The organism is Streptomyces spororaveus, from assembly GCF_016755875.1.
In the GTDB taxonomy this organism is placed as follows: domain Bacteria; phylum Actinomycetota; class Actinomycetes; order Streptomycetales; family Streptomycetaceae; genus Streptomyces; species Streptomyces spororaveus.
On record NZ_BNED01000005.1, the window covers coordinates 4046391 to 4062172 of the forward strand.

Genomic DNA, 15782 nt, shown 5'->3' on the forward strand with positions numbered 1-15782 from the left:
CCTGTGTCCCGTATTTCGCTCGCCATCCAATCATGTGGCTGAAACCGATGTACATGCTGAAAAGCGCGGTGCAATGCGCCGCTTAAGCATCTGCGCACCGATGCGTAATCTCGGGCCGCGATACGTAAGGCATACGTATCTTTCCGAAAGGTCCTGCCTGTTCTGGACTACAGTGGTCGCGGATGCGATGATCATGGCTGCGGTTGTCTGCCGCTGACGGGGGATGATTTACGGTGCCGACGGGGCAGTTGCTGCATCGGGAACGCGAGTTGGCCGCACTGGGGGAAGTACTCGGGGAGGCGGCTCAGGGCCGACCGGCGCTCGCGCTGATCCAGGGGCCCAGGGGCATCGGCAAGTCCGAGCTGCTCCGCGCGGCCCTCGCGGGGCTGCCCCAGCAGAGCATCGTCCTGCGGGCCCGATGTCATGAGAACGAGCAGGAATATCCCTACGGAGTCGTCCGCCAGCTGTTCGACCCGTTCATATCGGCTTCCGGGAGTCCGGAGGCGGCTCCGGAACCCCTCTCCGTGAATTTGCCGAACAGCCTGGATCAGGAAACTGTTCCCGCAAACGGCGCCGCCGCACATCATCTTCTGCAGAATCTGTTCCAGGCCACCCGCTCCATGGCGACGGCCCGGCCGGTGGTCATAGCCATCGACGACCTCGATTTCGCGGACGAAGCCTCGCTGCAGTGGTGCTCGTACATCGCCCGCCGCCTCGAAGGCCTCCCGGTCGCATTGCTGGCCACGGTTTCCTCGGAGACCGCCGACGTTCACGAGAGCCTGCCCGCCGAACTGGGTGCCCTGCCGTACACCCGGGTGGTCCGGCCGGGGCCGCTGTGCGACACCTGCAGCGCGGAACTGATGGCCGCCGCTTTCGGCGCCCCGCTCGACGCCGAGCTCGCCGCCGCCTGCCACACCCTCTCCCAGGGCAACCCCCTGGTGTTGCGGGAGCTGACGAAGCGGCTGATCGCCGCGCCGGTCTCCCCCGGGTCTCCGAACCTGGACGACGTGCTGCGGATCGGCGCCCAGACGCTCTCCGACACCACGTTGACGTGGCTCGACCAGTGCCGGCCGGCCGCCGTGGAACTGCTCAACGGTCTCGCGATCCTCGGTCCCGGGGCGGATCTGACGACCGCGGCCATCCTGGCCGGCCAGGGCGACTTCCAGGCCGCGCAGGCCCGAGCGGCGCTGTGCCGCACCGGCCTGCTCAACCCCGGGCCGCCGGAACACTTCCGGCACGAGTTGGTCCGTACCGCCATCCTGTCCCGCATCGACGCCGGCCGCCGCCTGGACCTGCACGAACGTGCCGCCGCCCTGCTCGCCCGGCTCGGCGCCCCGGCCACGCAGACCGCCGAGCACCTGATGTCCCTGAGCACCGCCAACCGCGCCTGGGCGCTGCCGATCCTGCGGTCGGCCGCCGACGAGGCCGCCGCGGCCGGGTCGTGGGACATCGCCGCGCGCTACCTCCGCCGGTCCCTCGCGGAGTCAGACGACCCCACGGCGCTGCGGGAGACCACGGTCCGGCTGGGCGCCGTCGAGCTGCACCGGGACCTCGAGTCGTGCGTGCGCTACGCCGCGACGGCCGCTGGCGCCTCCGACCCGGCCGACCGCGCCCGGGACCTGCTGCCCCTGGCCCACCCCGCCCTCACCGTCACCTCCACGGCCACGGCCCGGCTCTTCGCCGATACCGCGGCCGCGTTGAGCACCGTCGAGGACGCGCCACGCGAACAGCTGCTGCAACTCGGTTCCCAGGCACTGCTGGCCGGTCACCGCGTCGGCATGAAACGAGCCGTACGGGAACTGCGCACCGGTGAGAACGTCCCGGCGAGCCGGAGCTTCCTCGGAGCCCTGGCGGCGATGACCGCCGCCGGAGGCCGCTCGCCCCTGCGCGCCGCGCGGCTGGCGGCGCGTTGCACCGAGGCCGCGTCCCCGGCCGGTGCGGACGCCGGGGTGCTGGGCGCGGTACTGGCCTTCGCCTGGACAGGCCGTCCGGCCGAGGCGGAGCAGTGGAGCGCCTGGGCCGTCCGGTCCGCACGACGGCTCCGGCGCCCCGCCGAACTGGCCCTGGCGCTGCTGGTGCACAGCGAGGTGACGTACCGCCGGGAACAGTGGGACGAGAGTCTTCGCGACGCCCGTGAGGCCCTTCGGCTCGCCCGGGCCGTCAACGCCGTCGGTCTGCGCGGTGCGGCCGCCGCCTGCGCGGCGCGCGCCCTGGTGCGGCTCGGTCAGGTGCCGGAGGCGGCGGGGTTGCTGGTGGGCATCGACGTCCCGAGTGACGTCCATCCGCTGATCCGGGGCGTGATCCTGGAAGGACAGGGCGTCGTCGCGGCCGCCCGCGGCAACCACCAGGAGTCGCTGCGGCTGTTCCTGGAGTGCGGGCACCAGCTCGCCGGCCGGGGCATCGCCAACCAGGCCTGCATTCCCTGGCGGGCCCATGCCGCCGGCTCGTACCAGAGCCTGGGCGAGTACGCCGCCGCGCGGACCATCGTCGCGGACTCCGTCGGCACCACGGCGCGCCAGAGGACCGGTGCGGTGGCGCCGGAGAGGACACCGTCCGGGAGCGCGTCGCCGGAAGCCGCGGCCGTCCGGCTGAGCCCCGCCGAGCGCCGGGTGACCGACCTCGTCCTGATGAACCTGAGCAACCTCGAAGTGGCCGAGCGGCTGTGCCTCAGCAAGCGCACGGTCGACACCCACCTGGGCCGCATCTATCGCAAGCTCGGGATCGTCGGCCGCCCCGAGCTGGCCGCCGCCGTCGAGGGGCTCTCGCCGCGCGGTTGAGCGCTCCCGGACCTACGGCAAAGCGGCGTGTGCACAGCCGAGAAGCTGTGCACACGCCGCTTTCCGGGTCAGGTCCGGTGCCCGCGCGGTGTCAGACCGGTACGGAGGGCCTGGTCATACCGAAGACGGCCCCCCAGGGGTCGCGCAGCACCGTCCGGCTCCGCGTCGGCCGCCCCAGCAGCCGCGCACCCGCGGCGAGCGCGTCGGCCTCCGCCGCGGCGAGGTCGTGCACGCCGATGTAGGGGACCCAACCCGGTTGCGCCGCAGGGTCTTCGACGAGCCTGGCCCAGGCGGTGCCGTCCAGGTCGAGGGTGAGCCGGTGCTCGCCGTCCTCGCCGTCCTCGCCCTCCTCGCCCTCCTCGCCGTCGGCCCCGTCCGCCTGGTGTCCGCCGGTACTGAATCCGAACAGGCCACCGTAGAAGCGCTCGGCGGCATCGGCGCGGGGCACCACGAGATCGTGGCCGCACACGGCCCCGGCCTCGTCGGCGAGGACGACGCCCTGGGCATGGTGGCCCTCCCAGAAGCCGACCGGCGCTCCCTGCGGGTCGACGGCCAGGAACAACCGGCCGTCCTCGCCCGCCGGAACGGGCCCCATCACGACGGTCCCGCCCCGGTCCTCGACGTCGGCCCGGGTCCGGTCGGCGTCCTTGGTGGCCAGATAGACGTTCCAGGCGGCTCCGGACCAGCGGCCGGGGGGCGCCGTCCCCAGGCCGCCGATCAGCTCCCCGTCCAGGCTGGCCAGCCGGTAGCTTCCGCCTTCGTCGGCGAACTCCCAGCCGAAGAGAGCGCCGTAGAAGCGCTGGGCGCCCGTCAGATCAGGAGTGATGCAGTCGACCCAGCAGGGGACGCCCGGCTGATAACTGGTACGTCTGGGCACAGCTCTCGCCTTTCCGAGGTCATTCGGTGATCGATGAGTCCGGCGGCCTCCTCGGCGCCGCCGGACTCGGGAAGCTCCAAGCGGAACGAAGGGACGTCCGCCAACTCCTGAGCGGCCTCGGGCGGCCAGGTCTGCGTGGGAAAGTCCCACGGCTCCAGCCGGGCCCCCTCGTTGCCGCTCCGGCACAGCCGGAAGAGCTCCGGCGGCCCGAGCCTCGCCTGGATGGGCACGATGTCGCCGAGGGCCTCCGGGCGCACCATCAGGACGTCACCCGTGACGGGTGAGGTACGCGAGGTCCAGCTGCCCGGAGCGAGCCCCGCAGCCCGTACGCCGGCGGCCGTGGCGCCGCGGAATTCCAGCGGAACGTGGTACGGCATGACGTTTCCACCGGCTCGGTCGGTGATGAGCAGTTGGCCGGAAACGATCCGCCACGAGCGCTGAGCCAGCGCCAGGGCGACGCCCTCCCGGTCGGAGTGCGGACTGCCGATCAATGCGATGGTCGTCGCCCCTTTGGCCAGTACTACTGCCTGGACCAAAGAAAACCGTTCGCGGAGTACGGAGAATGGCGGCACGGGAGGCGGAACATTGCTCCAGCCACGGAATGCCCGGCGCAGCAGGGGAGGTCCGTCGTTGCGCCGCACCACCAGTTCCGCCCAGGCGTCGCCCGGCAGGGAATGGCCTGGGTGCGGATACCCGAACTCGACCTGGAGCCGGTCTGCGGATCGCGAGTCGGGCACGACGTGCGGCCCGAAGAGAAATTCCAGATCGGATACCGCGTCGGTGGTGGTGGAGACGGAAATCTCGGCACCGAAGAACTCAAGACAGAGGGAAACCATGTCGGCGTTGACGGTCCCTTCCGGTTCAGCGGCGAACGGTGGCGGTCATGGTGACCGCCACCACGGCGAAGACACACGGCGGTCTCACAGCTCCGGCGCCAATCCCCAGCCGCCCAGCTGCCGAGCGGCCTCCATCGCCCGTCGGCAGATCTCCGCAGCGGCCGACGAGGCGGCGCACGGACTTTCCATCGCGTGGAAAAACACCAGCTCAACGCGGCCGGGGGTGCTCCGGACGGTGATGTGCTCGGGACGGTCGGCAGGAGCTGAGGTCCCCGTGAGCCAGGCCGTGAGCAGTTCCGGGTCGAGTTCGAGCCGGGCATCCCCGTCGACGGCGACCATGGTCACTTCGGTCATCTGCACGCCGGCGGCCTCAGTCCCAGTTGAGGTTCGCGGTGTAGGCCGGGGCGAAATCCCAGTTGAGATTCGAAGGGTGGACGTGCGCCGCCACTGCCGTTTCTCCCGAGGTCACCGCAGATGCGGTGGCGGCCGGAGAAGAAGCGGCGGTGACGCCGGCGGCGAGACAAAGGCACGCTGCCGCGGCACGCCAAAAGGAAATGGAAGAAGACATGGTGGTACCCCGTTGGTTGTAGCGAAGTGTCAGCACGCCAGGCGCGGGAATCCGGGCCTGTGGTCCGCGTGGTCGGCGGACATTGCCCCGATGATCACAAGTCTGCGTGAGTTGCTTTGCGACGGGAAGGGGGTAAGCCTGGCAGCAAAAGCCGGGTGGCACCTCAGTGCCAAATCAAAATCCTTGAACTTTGAATCAGCGGGATATTCAAGTCCCCTACGACTCTCTGATTATCTTGTCCGTTTTGCTAGCTATTATCACGATTGCGTACTTTCTTTGCCCGTAAAAGCACAACTTCTTGGCCTACGGTTTACTTGATCATGGTTGGTCCATTGCGAAGGGTCGGAATGATGTCGCGAGCGGTGACTTCAGGCCAATGCAAGGGGGAGGTAGGGCGAGCCATGCTCGAGGTGTTGGGGCTTGACATGCGTACGGAGGCGATTTACCGCCTCATGCTGACCAATCACCGCTGGGGCGTAGCCGAGCTCGCGGAGCAAGTGGGCCTGCCGGAAGCCGAGTTGCGGAAGGCGCTCGACCACCTGGCCGAACTGAAGCTCTTGACCCACTCGACCGTCCCCGGCGAGATGGTGCCCCTGGACCCGAAGGTCGGCCTGCAGACACTCCTCCAGCGGCAGCGCTTCGAACTGCAGCGGCAGCAGGAGGAGTTCGAGCGATGTCAGGCCGCCATCACCTGCGTCCTCGACGAGTACGCCGACCTGTACGCCGGCCGCCAGCAGCACGCCGAGCACCTCCTCGGCGTCGAGGCCGTTCAGGAACGCATCAAGGACCTGGCCCGCGAGGCCACTTCGGAATGCCTGACCTTCAACCCCGGTGGCGCACAGTCCGCGTTGAGCCTGGAAGCCAGCAAACCGCTTGACCACGACGTCATGTCACGCGGCGTCATGATGCGGACCGTCTATCTCGACAGCGTGCGCAACGACTCCGTGACGGCGGAGTACGCACGGTGGCTGACCGAGTCCGGCGGTCAGGTACGGACCGTCCCGGCGCTGCCGCTGCGGATGCTGCTGATCGACCGCCGCGTGGCCCTGGTCCCGGTGGACCCCGGAAACTCCCGCAAGGGTGCGGTCCAGCTCAGCGGAATCGGCGCCGTCGCCGGGCTGGTCGCGCTCTTCGAACAGGTGTGGGCCGGTGCCGCCCCGCTGGGAGCCAGCCCCGAACGCGACGAGCAGGGTCTGAGCCGGCAGGAGCAGGAACTGCTGCGGCTCCTGGCCGAGGGACTCACCGACGCCGCCGCCAGCGTGAAGCTCGGGCTCTCCCTGCGCACGGTCCGCCGCATGATGGCCGACCTGATGGAGCGGCTCGACGCCCGCAGCCGCTTCGCCGCCGGCCTCCGCTCGGCCGAACGCGGCTGGCTCTGACCCACCCCGGACGGATTGTCAGACCCGTCACGCAGACTGTCCTGGGCGGGAGTTACCCCTGCCCACTGCCGAGGACGGGGAGACGCAGCGTGGCCACCGAGGACATCCAGTACGCGGTCGAGGACTTCTGGCGCCGGCGGGACAAGCAGGAGGGCGACCTGGAAGACGGCGGAAGGTCGGGCGGAGCCGCCCGGGGGAACGGGCACATGAAGGCCCTCGAAGCCCTGGTGAAGGGCATCTTCATCGACTGCGGGATCCCCGAGGACTGCGTCAGGACCGGCCAGCCCTACCTGCCCGGCTACTACCGCGTCCGCAAGCAGTGGGACCTCGTCGTGGAGTACAAGGGCGTGCTGGTCGCCGCTTTCGAGTTCAAGTCGCAGGTCGGCAGCGTCGGGAAGAACTTCAACAACCGCTTCGAGGAGGCGCTGGGCAGCGCCACCGACATCGAGGCCGTACAGCGGAAGAACGAGGAGAGCCCGTTCGGGCAGGTACCTCCGTGGCTGGGTTACGTGTTCATCCTGGAGGAGACTCCCGAGACGGAGAAGGAGGGGAGGACGACGCGGGCCCTGTTCCCGACCGATCCCGCCTTCCAGGGCCTGTCGTACAACCAGCGGTACCAGGAGATGATCCGGCGGTTCATCAAGGAACGCGTCTACGACGCCGGCTGGTACATCACCGCGAAGCGCGTCGATGGTGACATCAGCTACCTGGAACCCCTGGCGACCGCGACGTCGGACGTCCTTCGCGCAGCGATCGAGGGACGCGTCAAGGTGGTGAAGGCGATGCTGAAGGAGTAGGCGGCCACGATCCGCCCGTTCCTAGGCCGGCAGTTCGGCGAGGCCGTAGACACGCAGGGCGGCGATCGTGGCGGCCTCCGCGTCCCGCCTGTCGAAGGCATCGGCCAGGGCTGCCCGATCGCTCTCGCTGATCTGCGCCGGATCAGGCACACGGATCTTGCGCAGGTACTGGGCCTGGAAGCGGAGGGTTCCCCCACGCATCTTGACCGCGTACGCCTCCACGAAAGCCTCCGCGACCTTGGACAGCAGCAGGCCACCGAGTACGCGCATGTCCCAGACGTCCGAGACGATGAAGTACAGGTTGTGGTGCGGGTACAGGCCGCCCTCGTCGAGGACCGGATGGATCCGCAGCTTCATGTCCGGGAACAGGAGCTTCTCCCGGCGCGTCAGGCGGTGATCGACCTTGTCGATGGTCTTGTACCAGCGATCGGGCTGCTTGACGGCGACGTAGCGCTTCCGCAGGGCGGCGCTGTGCTTCTCGAAGTAGGCGGCGAGACGCGGGTACAGGGTCAGGTCGACCAGATCGCCGCCGGCTGTCCAGGGGTTGACCAGGCGCGTGCCGTTCCAGTCGAGAGTGCCGCTGGTGGTGTCGCGGACCATGGCCATGGGCAGCAACCGGTCCTCTTCGACCAGGTCCGCGTCCTTCGTGAGGAAGACCTTGTCGGCTCCGGTGGCGATGCCGATACCGACCTTGGTTCCCGTCCGGGTGTCCTCCAGCAGCCGGAAGCGCTCGGTGAGATCCTCGAGGACCGCGAGCCTGGCCGGCGAGGCGGCCGGCCACGAATCCTCCTCCGGGAACCAGTGCGGCATGCGAGCGGCTTGGTGGGAGTCCGTGGTGACCGTGGGAGACTCGCCCGCCAGGTACCAGTCGGCGAAGTCCCGTGCCTCTTCCGCCCCGAAGGACCGGCTGGTGTCCGCGGCGACCGCTGCGCCCTGGGGCCTGTTCGAGATGAGGGTGATCGCGGGATAGGCCGAAACCTGATCCTCGAAGGCGTCGACATCGTGCATCACGAGGGCGAGATCCATGCTGAAGTGCTGGGTCACCAGCTGTCTCAGCCGCCGCCCGTACTGGTTCCGCATCCAGCGGTCGGCACAGATGAAGCCCAGTTGGCCGCCTCGGTTGAGGCTCCGCAGGGCCGCCTCGTAGAAGCCGACGTAGATGTCGGCCCGGCCGCCCATCGTGGGGCGGGCCCGGCGGTAGGCGGCCATGCGGTCGCCGGGAACGTCTTCGAGCCTGATGTACGGAGGGTTGCCGACGACGTAGTCGGCGCGATGATCGGCGTCCGACGTCAGCAGGTAGTCGCCTTGCTGCACCCACTCTGCGGCGACCCTCGCCGTGTCCTGCGGCTCCCAGCCCTCGTCCTGCAGCCTTTCCGACACCACGGCCCGGCTCTGCTCCACGTTCCGGCCCAGCAGGTCGAAGGCGCGGACCGCGTCGACCGCATCCGTGAGGGGGCGTTGGTGCGCCCGGCACGACGCACTGATCCGGGACGCGATCACGCTCAGGAACGCGCCGCCGCCGCAGGCCGGCTCAACGAGCCTCAGGTCGCAGAGGTCCTTGTCTGCGGTGTAGCCGAGAAGGTCCAGGATGAGCTCGACAACCCAGACGCGCGTGAACACCTCGCCGTGCTCCACGGCCTCCTGAAGAGACTCGGGGAGTGTGAGGTCGTCGGTGAAGAGCGCGATGGTTGCCACGCAAGGACAGTACCGCCGAACCTCCCCGAAGCCCGACGTTCATCCACAGAGCGTAGTCAGTCGATCACATCATCGCGGGAGTGCGGTCCCCGGCGGACGAGCGGGGCCAGCCGCTCCGGACGGGATGAAACCCCCTCAGGCCGCACTCGCCCGCCCGATTCCGGGCATAGCAAAAGCCCCAGGTCACGGCGAGTGAGTCCTGGGGCTTCTACAGAGCCGCCTTCGGGATTCGAACCCGAGACCTACGCATTACGAGTGCGTTGCTCTGGCCAACTGAGCTAAGGCGGCACCGCTGGTCAGACAAGTATTCCCTCGAAGAGGGGCGCTCATCAGCAGCGGCGCCAAGTCTACAGGGTCTGGAGGGGTGCCCCGAACCGGGTTGCGACTCGACGTGCCGGCCGCCGACGAAGGCCGTTCACCGGGGCCGGCGGCCTCAGCACTTCTTGCCGTCCTGCGGGGCCTTGCCCTCCAGGAGGTAGCGGTTGATCGCGGTGTCGATGCAGTCGCTGCCGCGCCCGTACGCCGTGTGGCCGTCGCCGTCGTAGGTGAGGAGCGTGCCCGAGTCGAGCTGGCCCGCCAGCGCCTTCGCCCACTTGTACGGGGTCGCCGGGTCGCGGGTGGTGCCCACCACCACGATCGGCGCGGCGCCCTTCGCGGTCAGCTCCCTCGCCTCGCCGGTCGCCTTCACGGGCCAGTACGTGCAGTTCATCGCGGCCCAGGCCAGGCCCGCGCCGAAGACCGGGGAGGCCTTCTCGAAGGAGGGCAGGGCCTTGTCGACGGCCTCCGGGCCGCTGAAGGCCGCGGGCTGGTCGAGGCAGTTGACGGCGGCGTTCGCGGACATCAGGTTGGCGTACTTGCCGTCCGCCTCGCGCTCGTAGTAGCTGTCGGCGAGGCTCAGCAGGCCCGATCCGTCGCCGTTCATCGCCGAGCTGAGCGCCTCGCGCAGTTGTGGCCAGGCGCTCTCGTCGTACAGCGCCGCGATCACCCCGGTCGTCGCCAGGGCCTCGCCCAGCGGGCGGGTCGGGTCGCCGGTCGCCACGGGCTGGGCGTCGACCTTGCGGAAGAACTCCTTCAGGCGCGCCGCCACCGCATCCGGGCCGCCCTTGCCGAGCGGGCAGTCGGGCTGCTCCGCGCAGTCCTTGGCGAAGGAGGTGAAGGCCGTCTCGAAGCCCTCCGTCTGGTCCCGGTTCAGTTCGAGCGCGGGCCGCTTGGGGTCCATCGCCCCGTCCAGGACCAGCCGGCCGACCCGGTCCGGGAAGAGGTCCGCGTACGTGGCGCCCAGGAGGGTCCCGTACGAGGCCCCGACGTAGTGGAGCTTGTCGTCGCCGAGCACCGCGCGCAGCAGGTCCATGTCCCGGGCGGCGTCGACGGTGGAGACGTGCGGCAGGACCCGCCCCGATTTCGTCTGGCAGGCCGCCGCGAACTCCTTGAAGGCCGTCACCAGCTCGGCCCGCTCGGCCGGGTCGTCCGGTGTCTGGTCCACCTGCGTGTACTTGTCCATGGCCGGGCCGTCCAGGCACTCGACGGGGCTGCTGCGCTCCACGCCGCGTGGGTCGAAGGACACCATGTCGTACCGGGCCCGGACGGCCGCGGGGTAGCCGATGCCCGCGTACGCCTGGAGGTAGCCGATGCCGGATCCGCCCGGGCCGCCCGGGTTGACCACGAGCGAGCCGAGGCGCTTGCCGGGGCCGGTGGCCGTACGGCGCGACACCGCGATGTCGACGTCCTGGCCGGAGCCGGGGTTCGCGTAGTCCAGCGGGGCCTTCATCGTGGAGCACTGGAATCCGGGGACACCGCAGTCGCGCCAGGTCAGCTTCTGCTCGTAGTACGGGCGCATCGCGGCCGCGTCGGGGGACGGCGGCGCCGAGTGCGTGGCGGACTCCGTCGGGGAGGACGCGGCGGCCCGGGGTTCCCCCGGCCCGCCCGAGGTGCACCCGGACAGCAGCAGCCCGGTGGCTGCGATCACGGTTCCGGTGGTACGCAGCAGGCGACTGGTGTCCATCCCAGGAGCGTACGTCCTGCCGGAGGACACGAGGAGGCGAGCCGGGTCCGGACGGCCGCACGCCTTCCGTGGCCCGCGCCGGGCGTGGCCGGGACCGGGCGCTGCCCGGCCCGGGCGACCGGTTCGCCCGTAGGGGTGAGCCGGTCAACCGGGTGTGGACCGCCGCCCGGCGGCCCGGGCTCGGTCAGCCCGCGCGCAGGGCCAGCGTCATCGCCTCTACCGCGAGCAGCGGGGCGACGTTGCGGTCGAGGGAGTCCCGGCAGGCGATGATCGCCTCGATCCGGCGCAGGGTCCGCTCGGGGCCCGAGGCGCGGGCGATCCGGTCCAGGTCGGGCCGTATCTCCTCATTGGCGATCTCCACGGACGAGCCGAGCTGCAGGGCCAGCACGTCCCGGTAGAAACCGGTGAGGTCGGTCAGCGCCAGTTCGAGGGTGTCGCGCTGCGTGCGGGTACGGCGGCGCTTCTGCCGGTCCTCCAGCTCCTTCATGACGCCCGCCGTGCCGCGCGGCATCCGGCTGCCGGCGCCCGCTCCGGCGCCGAGCGCTGCCCTCAGCTCCTCGGTCTCCTTCGTGTCGACCTCGTCCGCGACCAGCTTGGCGTCCTCAGCTGCGGCGTCGACCAGCTCCTGGGCGGCCTTGAGGCAGGCACCGACGTCGTCCACCCGGAGCGGCAGCTTCAGGACCGACGACCTGCGCTCCCGGGCTCCCGGGTCGGTGGCCAGTCGGCGGGCGCGGTCCACGTGCCCCTGGGTCGCCCTGGCGGCGGCCAGGGCCGTCGGCGGCTCGATGCCGTCGCGCCGCACCAGCATGTCGGCGACGGCCGCGACCGAGGGGGTGCTGAGGTTGAGGTGGCGGCAGCGGGAGCGGATGGTGGGCAGCACGTCCTCCACGGAGGGCGAGCACAGCAGCCAGACCGTGCGGGGTGCCGGCTCCTCCACGGCCTTGAGGACCGCGTTGGCCGACTTCTCGTTCAGCCGCTCGGCGTCCTCGACCAGGATGATCTGCCAGCGGCCCGTGGCCGGGGACGTGTAGGACTTGCGGACGGTGTCCCGCATGTCGGCGACGAGGATCTGGTTGCCGACGGCGACGACGGTGGAGACGTCCGCGTGCGTGCCGACCATCGTGGTGTGGCAGCCGTCGCAGAACCCGCAGCCGGGCTCACCGCCGAGGGCACGGTCCGGGCTGGTGCACTGCAGAGCGGCCGCGAAGGCCCGGGCGGCGGTGGTCCGCCCGGATCCGGGCGGACCGGTGAACAGCCAGGCGTGGGTCATCTTGGACGCCGCGGGCGGCTCGGTCCCCTCCACGGCGGCCGTGACCAGTGCGTCGGCGTCGCGGGCGGCGGCGGCCAGCTGCGTCTGGACCCGCTCCTGTCCCACCAGGTCGTCCCATACGGGCATCCCGCCCACCACCTTTCACTCTCCGTGCACCCATTGTGGCGGGCGCCACCGACAATCCCGTCCGCGCCCAGACCTCCGTCAGCGGCGGCGGCGCGGTCCCCGCTCGCCCTCGTCGCCGTCCTCGTCGTCCCGGAGGCGGCCCAGCAGCTCGTCCGCCAGCGTCGGCAGGTCGTCCAGCGGGGTCTCCTCGGCCCAGTCGGGGCGGGCCCGGCGCGGCCGGCCCTCGTCGTCGACGACGGGGAGCTCCCGCGTCCGGTCGTTGCCGGAGTCCCGGAAGATGCCCGACGGCACCCGGTCCGCCGGGTTCTCCTCGGGCCGCTGGGCCGTCGGCCGCGTGGCGGACCGGGCCTGCCGGGTACCGCTGTCCTGCGACCGCCGGGGCGCCTGCGGATCCTGGGACTGCTGCGGCGCCTGCGGCGACGGCTCGGCGTCCGGACGTACCGGCGGCAGCACCGCCGTCTCGTCCGTCGCGCGGACCGGCGGCAGCACCGCGGTCTCCGCGGCGGACGCCGGGTCGATCTTCGGCACCGGGACGGTCTGGGTGACGTCGTCCGGCTGGACGACCCGCTTGACCGGCGTGGCCACCGGGGTCTCCACCGTCACCGCGTCGTCCGGGTGCGGCCCCGGCTGCGGCTCCGGCTCCGGCTTCTTGGTCATACCGACCTTGGGCGCGGGAGCCGGCGCGGGGGCGGGAGCAGGCGCATGCGTGGGCGCGGGAGCCGGCGGCACCACCGCGGCGGCCTCGGCAGCCACCGCGGCGGCTGCCGCGGCCTTCGCCGCCGCCTCGGCCGCCACCAGCCGACGTGCCTCCTCGGCCTTCAGCAGGGCTTCCTCGGCCCGGCGCTGCTTCTCCCGCCGCCGCTCCTCGGCCTCGGCCCGCAGCCGGGCCTCCTCCTCGGCCTGGCGGCGCAGTCGCTCGGCCTCCGCCGCGCGTGCCTTCTCCTCGGCCTCCGCGCGCAGCCGTTCGGCCTCGGCCCGGACCCGGGCCTCCTCCTCCAGGCGCAGCCGCTCCTCCTCCGCCCTGCGGGCGGCCTCCGCCTCGGCCTTGATCCGCGCTTCCTCGGCCTCGCGGGCCAGCCGGGCCTCTTCCTCGGCCCGCAGGCGCGCTTCCTCCGCCTTGCGCGCCGCTTCTTCCTCGGCCTTGCGCCGGGCCTCCTCCTCGGCGAGGCGCCGGGCCTCCGCCTGGGCGGCCACTTCGGCCTCCGAGAGCGGAAGCATCCGGTCCAGGCGGTGCCGTACGACGGTGGTCACCGACCCCGGGTCCTGGCCCGCGTCGACCACGAGGTAGCGGCCGGGGTCGGACGCGGCGAGGGTCAGGAACCCGGACCGCACCCGCTGGTGGAACTCCGCCGGCTCCGACTCCAGCCGGTCCGGTGCCTCCGTGAACCGCTCGCGCGCCGCCTCCGGCGACACGTCGAGCAGCACGGTCAGGTTCGGGACGAGTCCGTCGGTGGCCCAGCGCGAGATCCGGGCGATCTCCGTCGGGGAGAGGTCACGGCCGGCGCCCTGGTAGGCGACCGAGGAGTCGATGTAGCGGTCCGAGATGACGACCGCGCCGCGTTCCAGGGCCGGACGCACCACCGTGTCCACGTGTTCCGCCCGGTCGGCGGCGTACAGCAGCGCCTCGGCGCGGTTCGACAGACCGGCCGAGGAGATGTCGAGCAGGATCGAGCGGAGCCGCTTGCCGACGGGGGTCGCCCCGGGCTCCCGGGTCACCACGACCTCGTGGCCCTTGCCCCGGATCCATTCGGCCAGCGCCTGGACCTGGGTGGACTTGCCGGCTCCGTCGCCGCCCTCCAGGGCGATGAAGAACCCGGTGGCGGACGCCGCCTGTACGGGCTCCCCGCCGCGCAGTGCCTCGCGCAGGTCCCGCCGCAGGGGTACGCCCCGGCGGTCGTCGGCCTTCGTGAGCACCAGGACGGCGACCGGCAGCAGCAGGGCGCCGACCAGCATCAGGGTGAAGGCGGCGCCGCCGTGCGCGAAGACGACCTCGGCGCCGGTCAGCCGGTGCGGGCCGATGAGCGCGGCCAGGACGGGCGCCAGGACGGCGCCGAGCGCCACGGCGACGCGTACGGCGGCCTGGAGGTGCTCGGTGATCCGGGCCCGCCGGAACTCCTCGGTCTCCTGGTCCAGCAGGGTGTGGCCGGTGTTGGCGGCGACGCCCGCCGCGGTGCCGGCGAGCAGCGAGAGGAACAGCACGGTCGCCGTGTCCGGGACGAGCCCGGTCAGCAGCAGGGCGATTCCGGTGACCGCTATGGCGAGGGCCATCAACCGGCGGCGGGACAGGGCGGGCAGCACCTTGCCGGCCTGGGTGGCGCGGATGCCGACGGCGGTGCCGCCGACCAGCGCGAGGACGAACAGCGCGAAGGCGGCCGGGCCGCCGCCCAGGTCGAAGGCGTGCAGCACGGACACGGACACGGCGCAGGACACCGCTCCGGCGACCGCGGCGCAGCTCAGAACGAGCAGGGGAATGGCGCCCGTACGGCCCTTGTCGGGCCGGTCGCCCGCCTTGGGGGTCCGCAGGCCCTCCAGCGGCGAACGCGGACGCGGGGTCGTCCCGCCGGGCAGCACCAGCGGCAGCAGCAGCGAGACCGACGCGGCGAAGAGGCCGGAGGCCACGTACGAGCCGAGGGCGGCCTGGTTCGCGGCGAACCAGTCGATGCCGAGGCCGAGCGCCTTGCCGACCAGGGTCGCGGCGAGCAGTGCGGCCGCGGCGATCGGAAGCGCCGCGAAGGCCGTACGCAGCGTCAGCCGGCGCAGTGCGTCCAGGTGGTCCGGGAGCGGCCGTACGGTCGCCCCCTCCGGCGGCGGCGCGGGCAGCAGGGCGGGCGCGGCGCTCTCCTTGGCCAGGGTCCACAGCCGCTCGGCGGCGCCCGACACGAAGACGGTGGCCAGCAGCGCCGTCAGTGCGTGGGCCGGGATCCAGTCGAGCCACAGCGGGGCGACGACGAAGAGCCCGAGGCGGACCCCGTCGGCCCCGATCATGGTCCAGCGGCGGTCCAGCTTGCCGCCCGCGCCCAGCAGTGCGGCCAGCGGGCCGAGGAGGACCGCGCCGAAGAGCAGGGTGGCGAGGATCCGGACTCCGAAGACGGCGGCGACGGCGAGGGCCGCGCCGCGGTACCCGCCGCCGAAGCCCCCTTCCGAGGCCGCGGCCTGCAGGGCCAGCAGCACCAGCACCAGCAGGGCCAGGGCATCGCCGATGCCGCTCACCAACTGGGCGCTCCACAGCCGGCGCAGCCTGGGAGTGCGCAGCAGTGCGCGCACCGCACGCTCGCGGGAATCCGCGGCTAGGGCTTCGTCGTAGGTGGGGTTCGCCGGGGCGGTCACGACCGCCGGCTGCTCGGCTCGCGTCATCCGCCCAGCCTATCCGCTGCGCTTGGCGGCTGCGGAGGGCTGTGCACGACCCCGGGGTGTGACCCCGGACCCACCTTCCGGACCCGCCTTCCCGGCCCGGC

11 protein-coding genes and 1 tRNA gene are annotated in these 15782 nt (G+C 71.7%); 3 read left to right on the forward strand and 9 right to left on the reverse strand.

The genetic code is table 11. The features are described 5' to 3' along the window. Positions 1–233 precede the first annotated feature (233 nt). Positions 234–2777 (forward strand): AAA family ATPase, encoded by a 2544-nt coding sequence (locus tag Sspor_RS20505; protein ID WP_272934840.1) that lies wholly within the window; start codon positions 234–236, stop codon positions 2775–2777. Between the two features lie 91 nt (positions 2778–2868). Here Sspor_RS20505 and Sspor_RS20510 read toward each other — a convergent pair whose 3' ends face one another. From Sspor_RS20510 to Sspor_RS20525, 4 genes are all read right to left on the reverse strand, one after another. Beyond that, a complete protein-coding gene (locus Sspor_RS20510; protein ID WP_202200431.1) occupies positions 2869–3654 on the reverse strand; it encodes a VOC family protein in 786 nt (261 codons plus the stop codon). Then, on the reverse strand, positions 3588–4490 hold the full coding sequence (locus tag Sspor_RS20515; RefSeq protein WP_202200432.1) for a hypothetical protein: 903 nt from the start codon (positions 4488–4490) through the stop codon (positions 3588–3590). Before Sspor_RS20515 ends, Sspor_RS20510 begins: the two co-directional genes overlap by 67 nt. Positions 4491–4574: 84 nt before the next feature. After that, entirely contained in the window at positions 4575–4850 is a 276-nt protein-coding gene (locus Sspor_RS20520) for a hypothetical protein (RefSeq protein ID WP_202200433.1), read from the reverse strand. Between the two features lie 10 nt (positions 4851–4860). Continuing rightward, the gene (locus tag Sspor_RS20525; RefSeq protein WP_202200434.1) at positions 4861–5058 is read right to left on the reverse strand and encodes a hypothetical protein; all 198 of its coding nucleotides are present in this window, start codon (positions 5056–5058) and stop codon (positions 4861–4863) included. A 410-nt stretch (positions 5059–5468) separates the two neighbouring features. Here Sspor_RS20525 and Sspor_RS20530 point away from each other — a divergent pair, with 410 nt between their 5' ends. Together Sspor_RS20530 and Sspor_RS20535 are read left to right on the forward strand one after the other, a co-directional pair. Next, positions 5469–6437, forward strand: a complete 969-nt coding sequence (locus Sspor_RS20530; protein ID WP_308445575.1) for a LuxR C-terminal-related transcriptional regulator — start codon at positions 5469–5471, stop codon at positions 6435–6437. 89 nt (positions 6438–6526) lie between these two features. After that, positions 6527–7234 carry a PaeR7I family type II restriction endonuclease gene (locus Sspor_RS20535; RefSeq protein WP_202200436.1) on the forward strand — a complete coding sequence of 236 codons (708 nt, stop codon included), beginning with the start codon at positions 6527–6529 and terminating at the stop codon, positions 7232–7234. A gap of 21 nt (positions 7235–7255) precedes the next feature. Here Sspor_RS20535 and Sspor_RS20540 read toward each other — a convergent pair whose 3' ends face one another. The 5 genes from Sspor_RS20540 to tmk all read right to left on the reverse strand — a co-directional run bounded on the left by Sspor_RS20540 (position 7256) and on the right by tmk (position 15681). Further along, entirely contained in the window at positions 7256–8929 is a 1674-nt protein-coding gene (locus Sspor_RS20540; RefSeq protein ID WP_202200437.1) for an Eco57I restriction-modification methylase domain-containing protein, read from the reverse strand. 214 nt (positions 8930–9143) lie between these two features. Continuing rightward, positions 9144–9217 (reverse strand) — tRNA-Thr (locus Sspor_RS20545). 145 nt (positions 9218–9362) lie between these two features. Beyond that, positions 9363–10931, reverse strand: coding sequence for an alpha/beta hydrolase (locus tag Sspor_RS20550; RefSeq protein ID WP_202200438.1), 1569 nt, complete (start codon positions 10929–10931; stop codon positions 9363–9365). 184 nt (positions 10932–11115) lie between these two features. Then, positions 11116–12327: a DNA polymerase III subunit delta' gene (locus tag Sspor_RS20555; protein WP_202200439.1), complete on the reverse strand. Its 1212-nt coding sequence runs from the start codon at positions 12325–12327 to the stop codon at positions 11116–11118. Positions 12328–12405: 78 nt separating this feature from the next. Continuing rightward, entirely contained in the window at positions 12406–15681 is a 3276-nt protein-coding gene (tmk, locus tag Sspor_RS20560) for a dTMP kinase (protein ID WP_202200440.1), read from the reverse strand. Positions 15682–15782 lie beyond the last annotated feature (101 nt).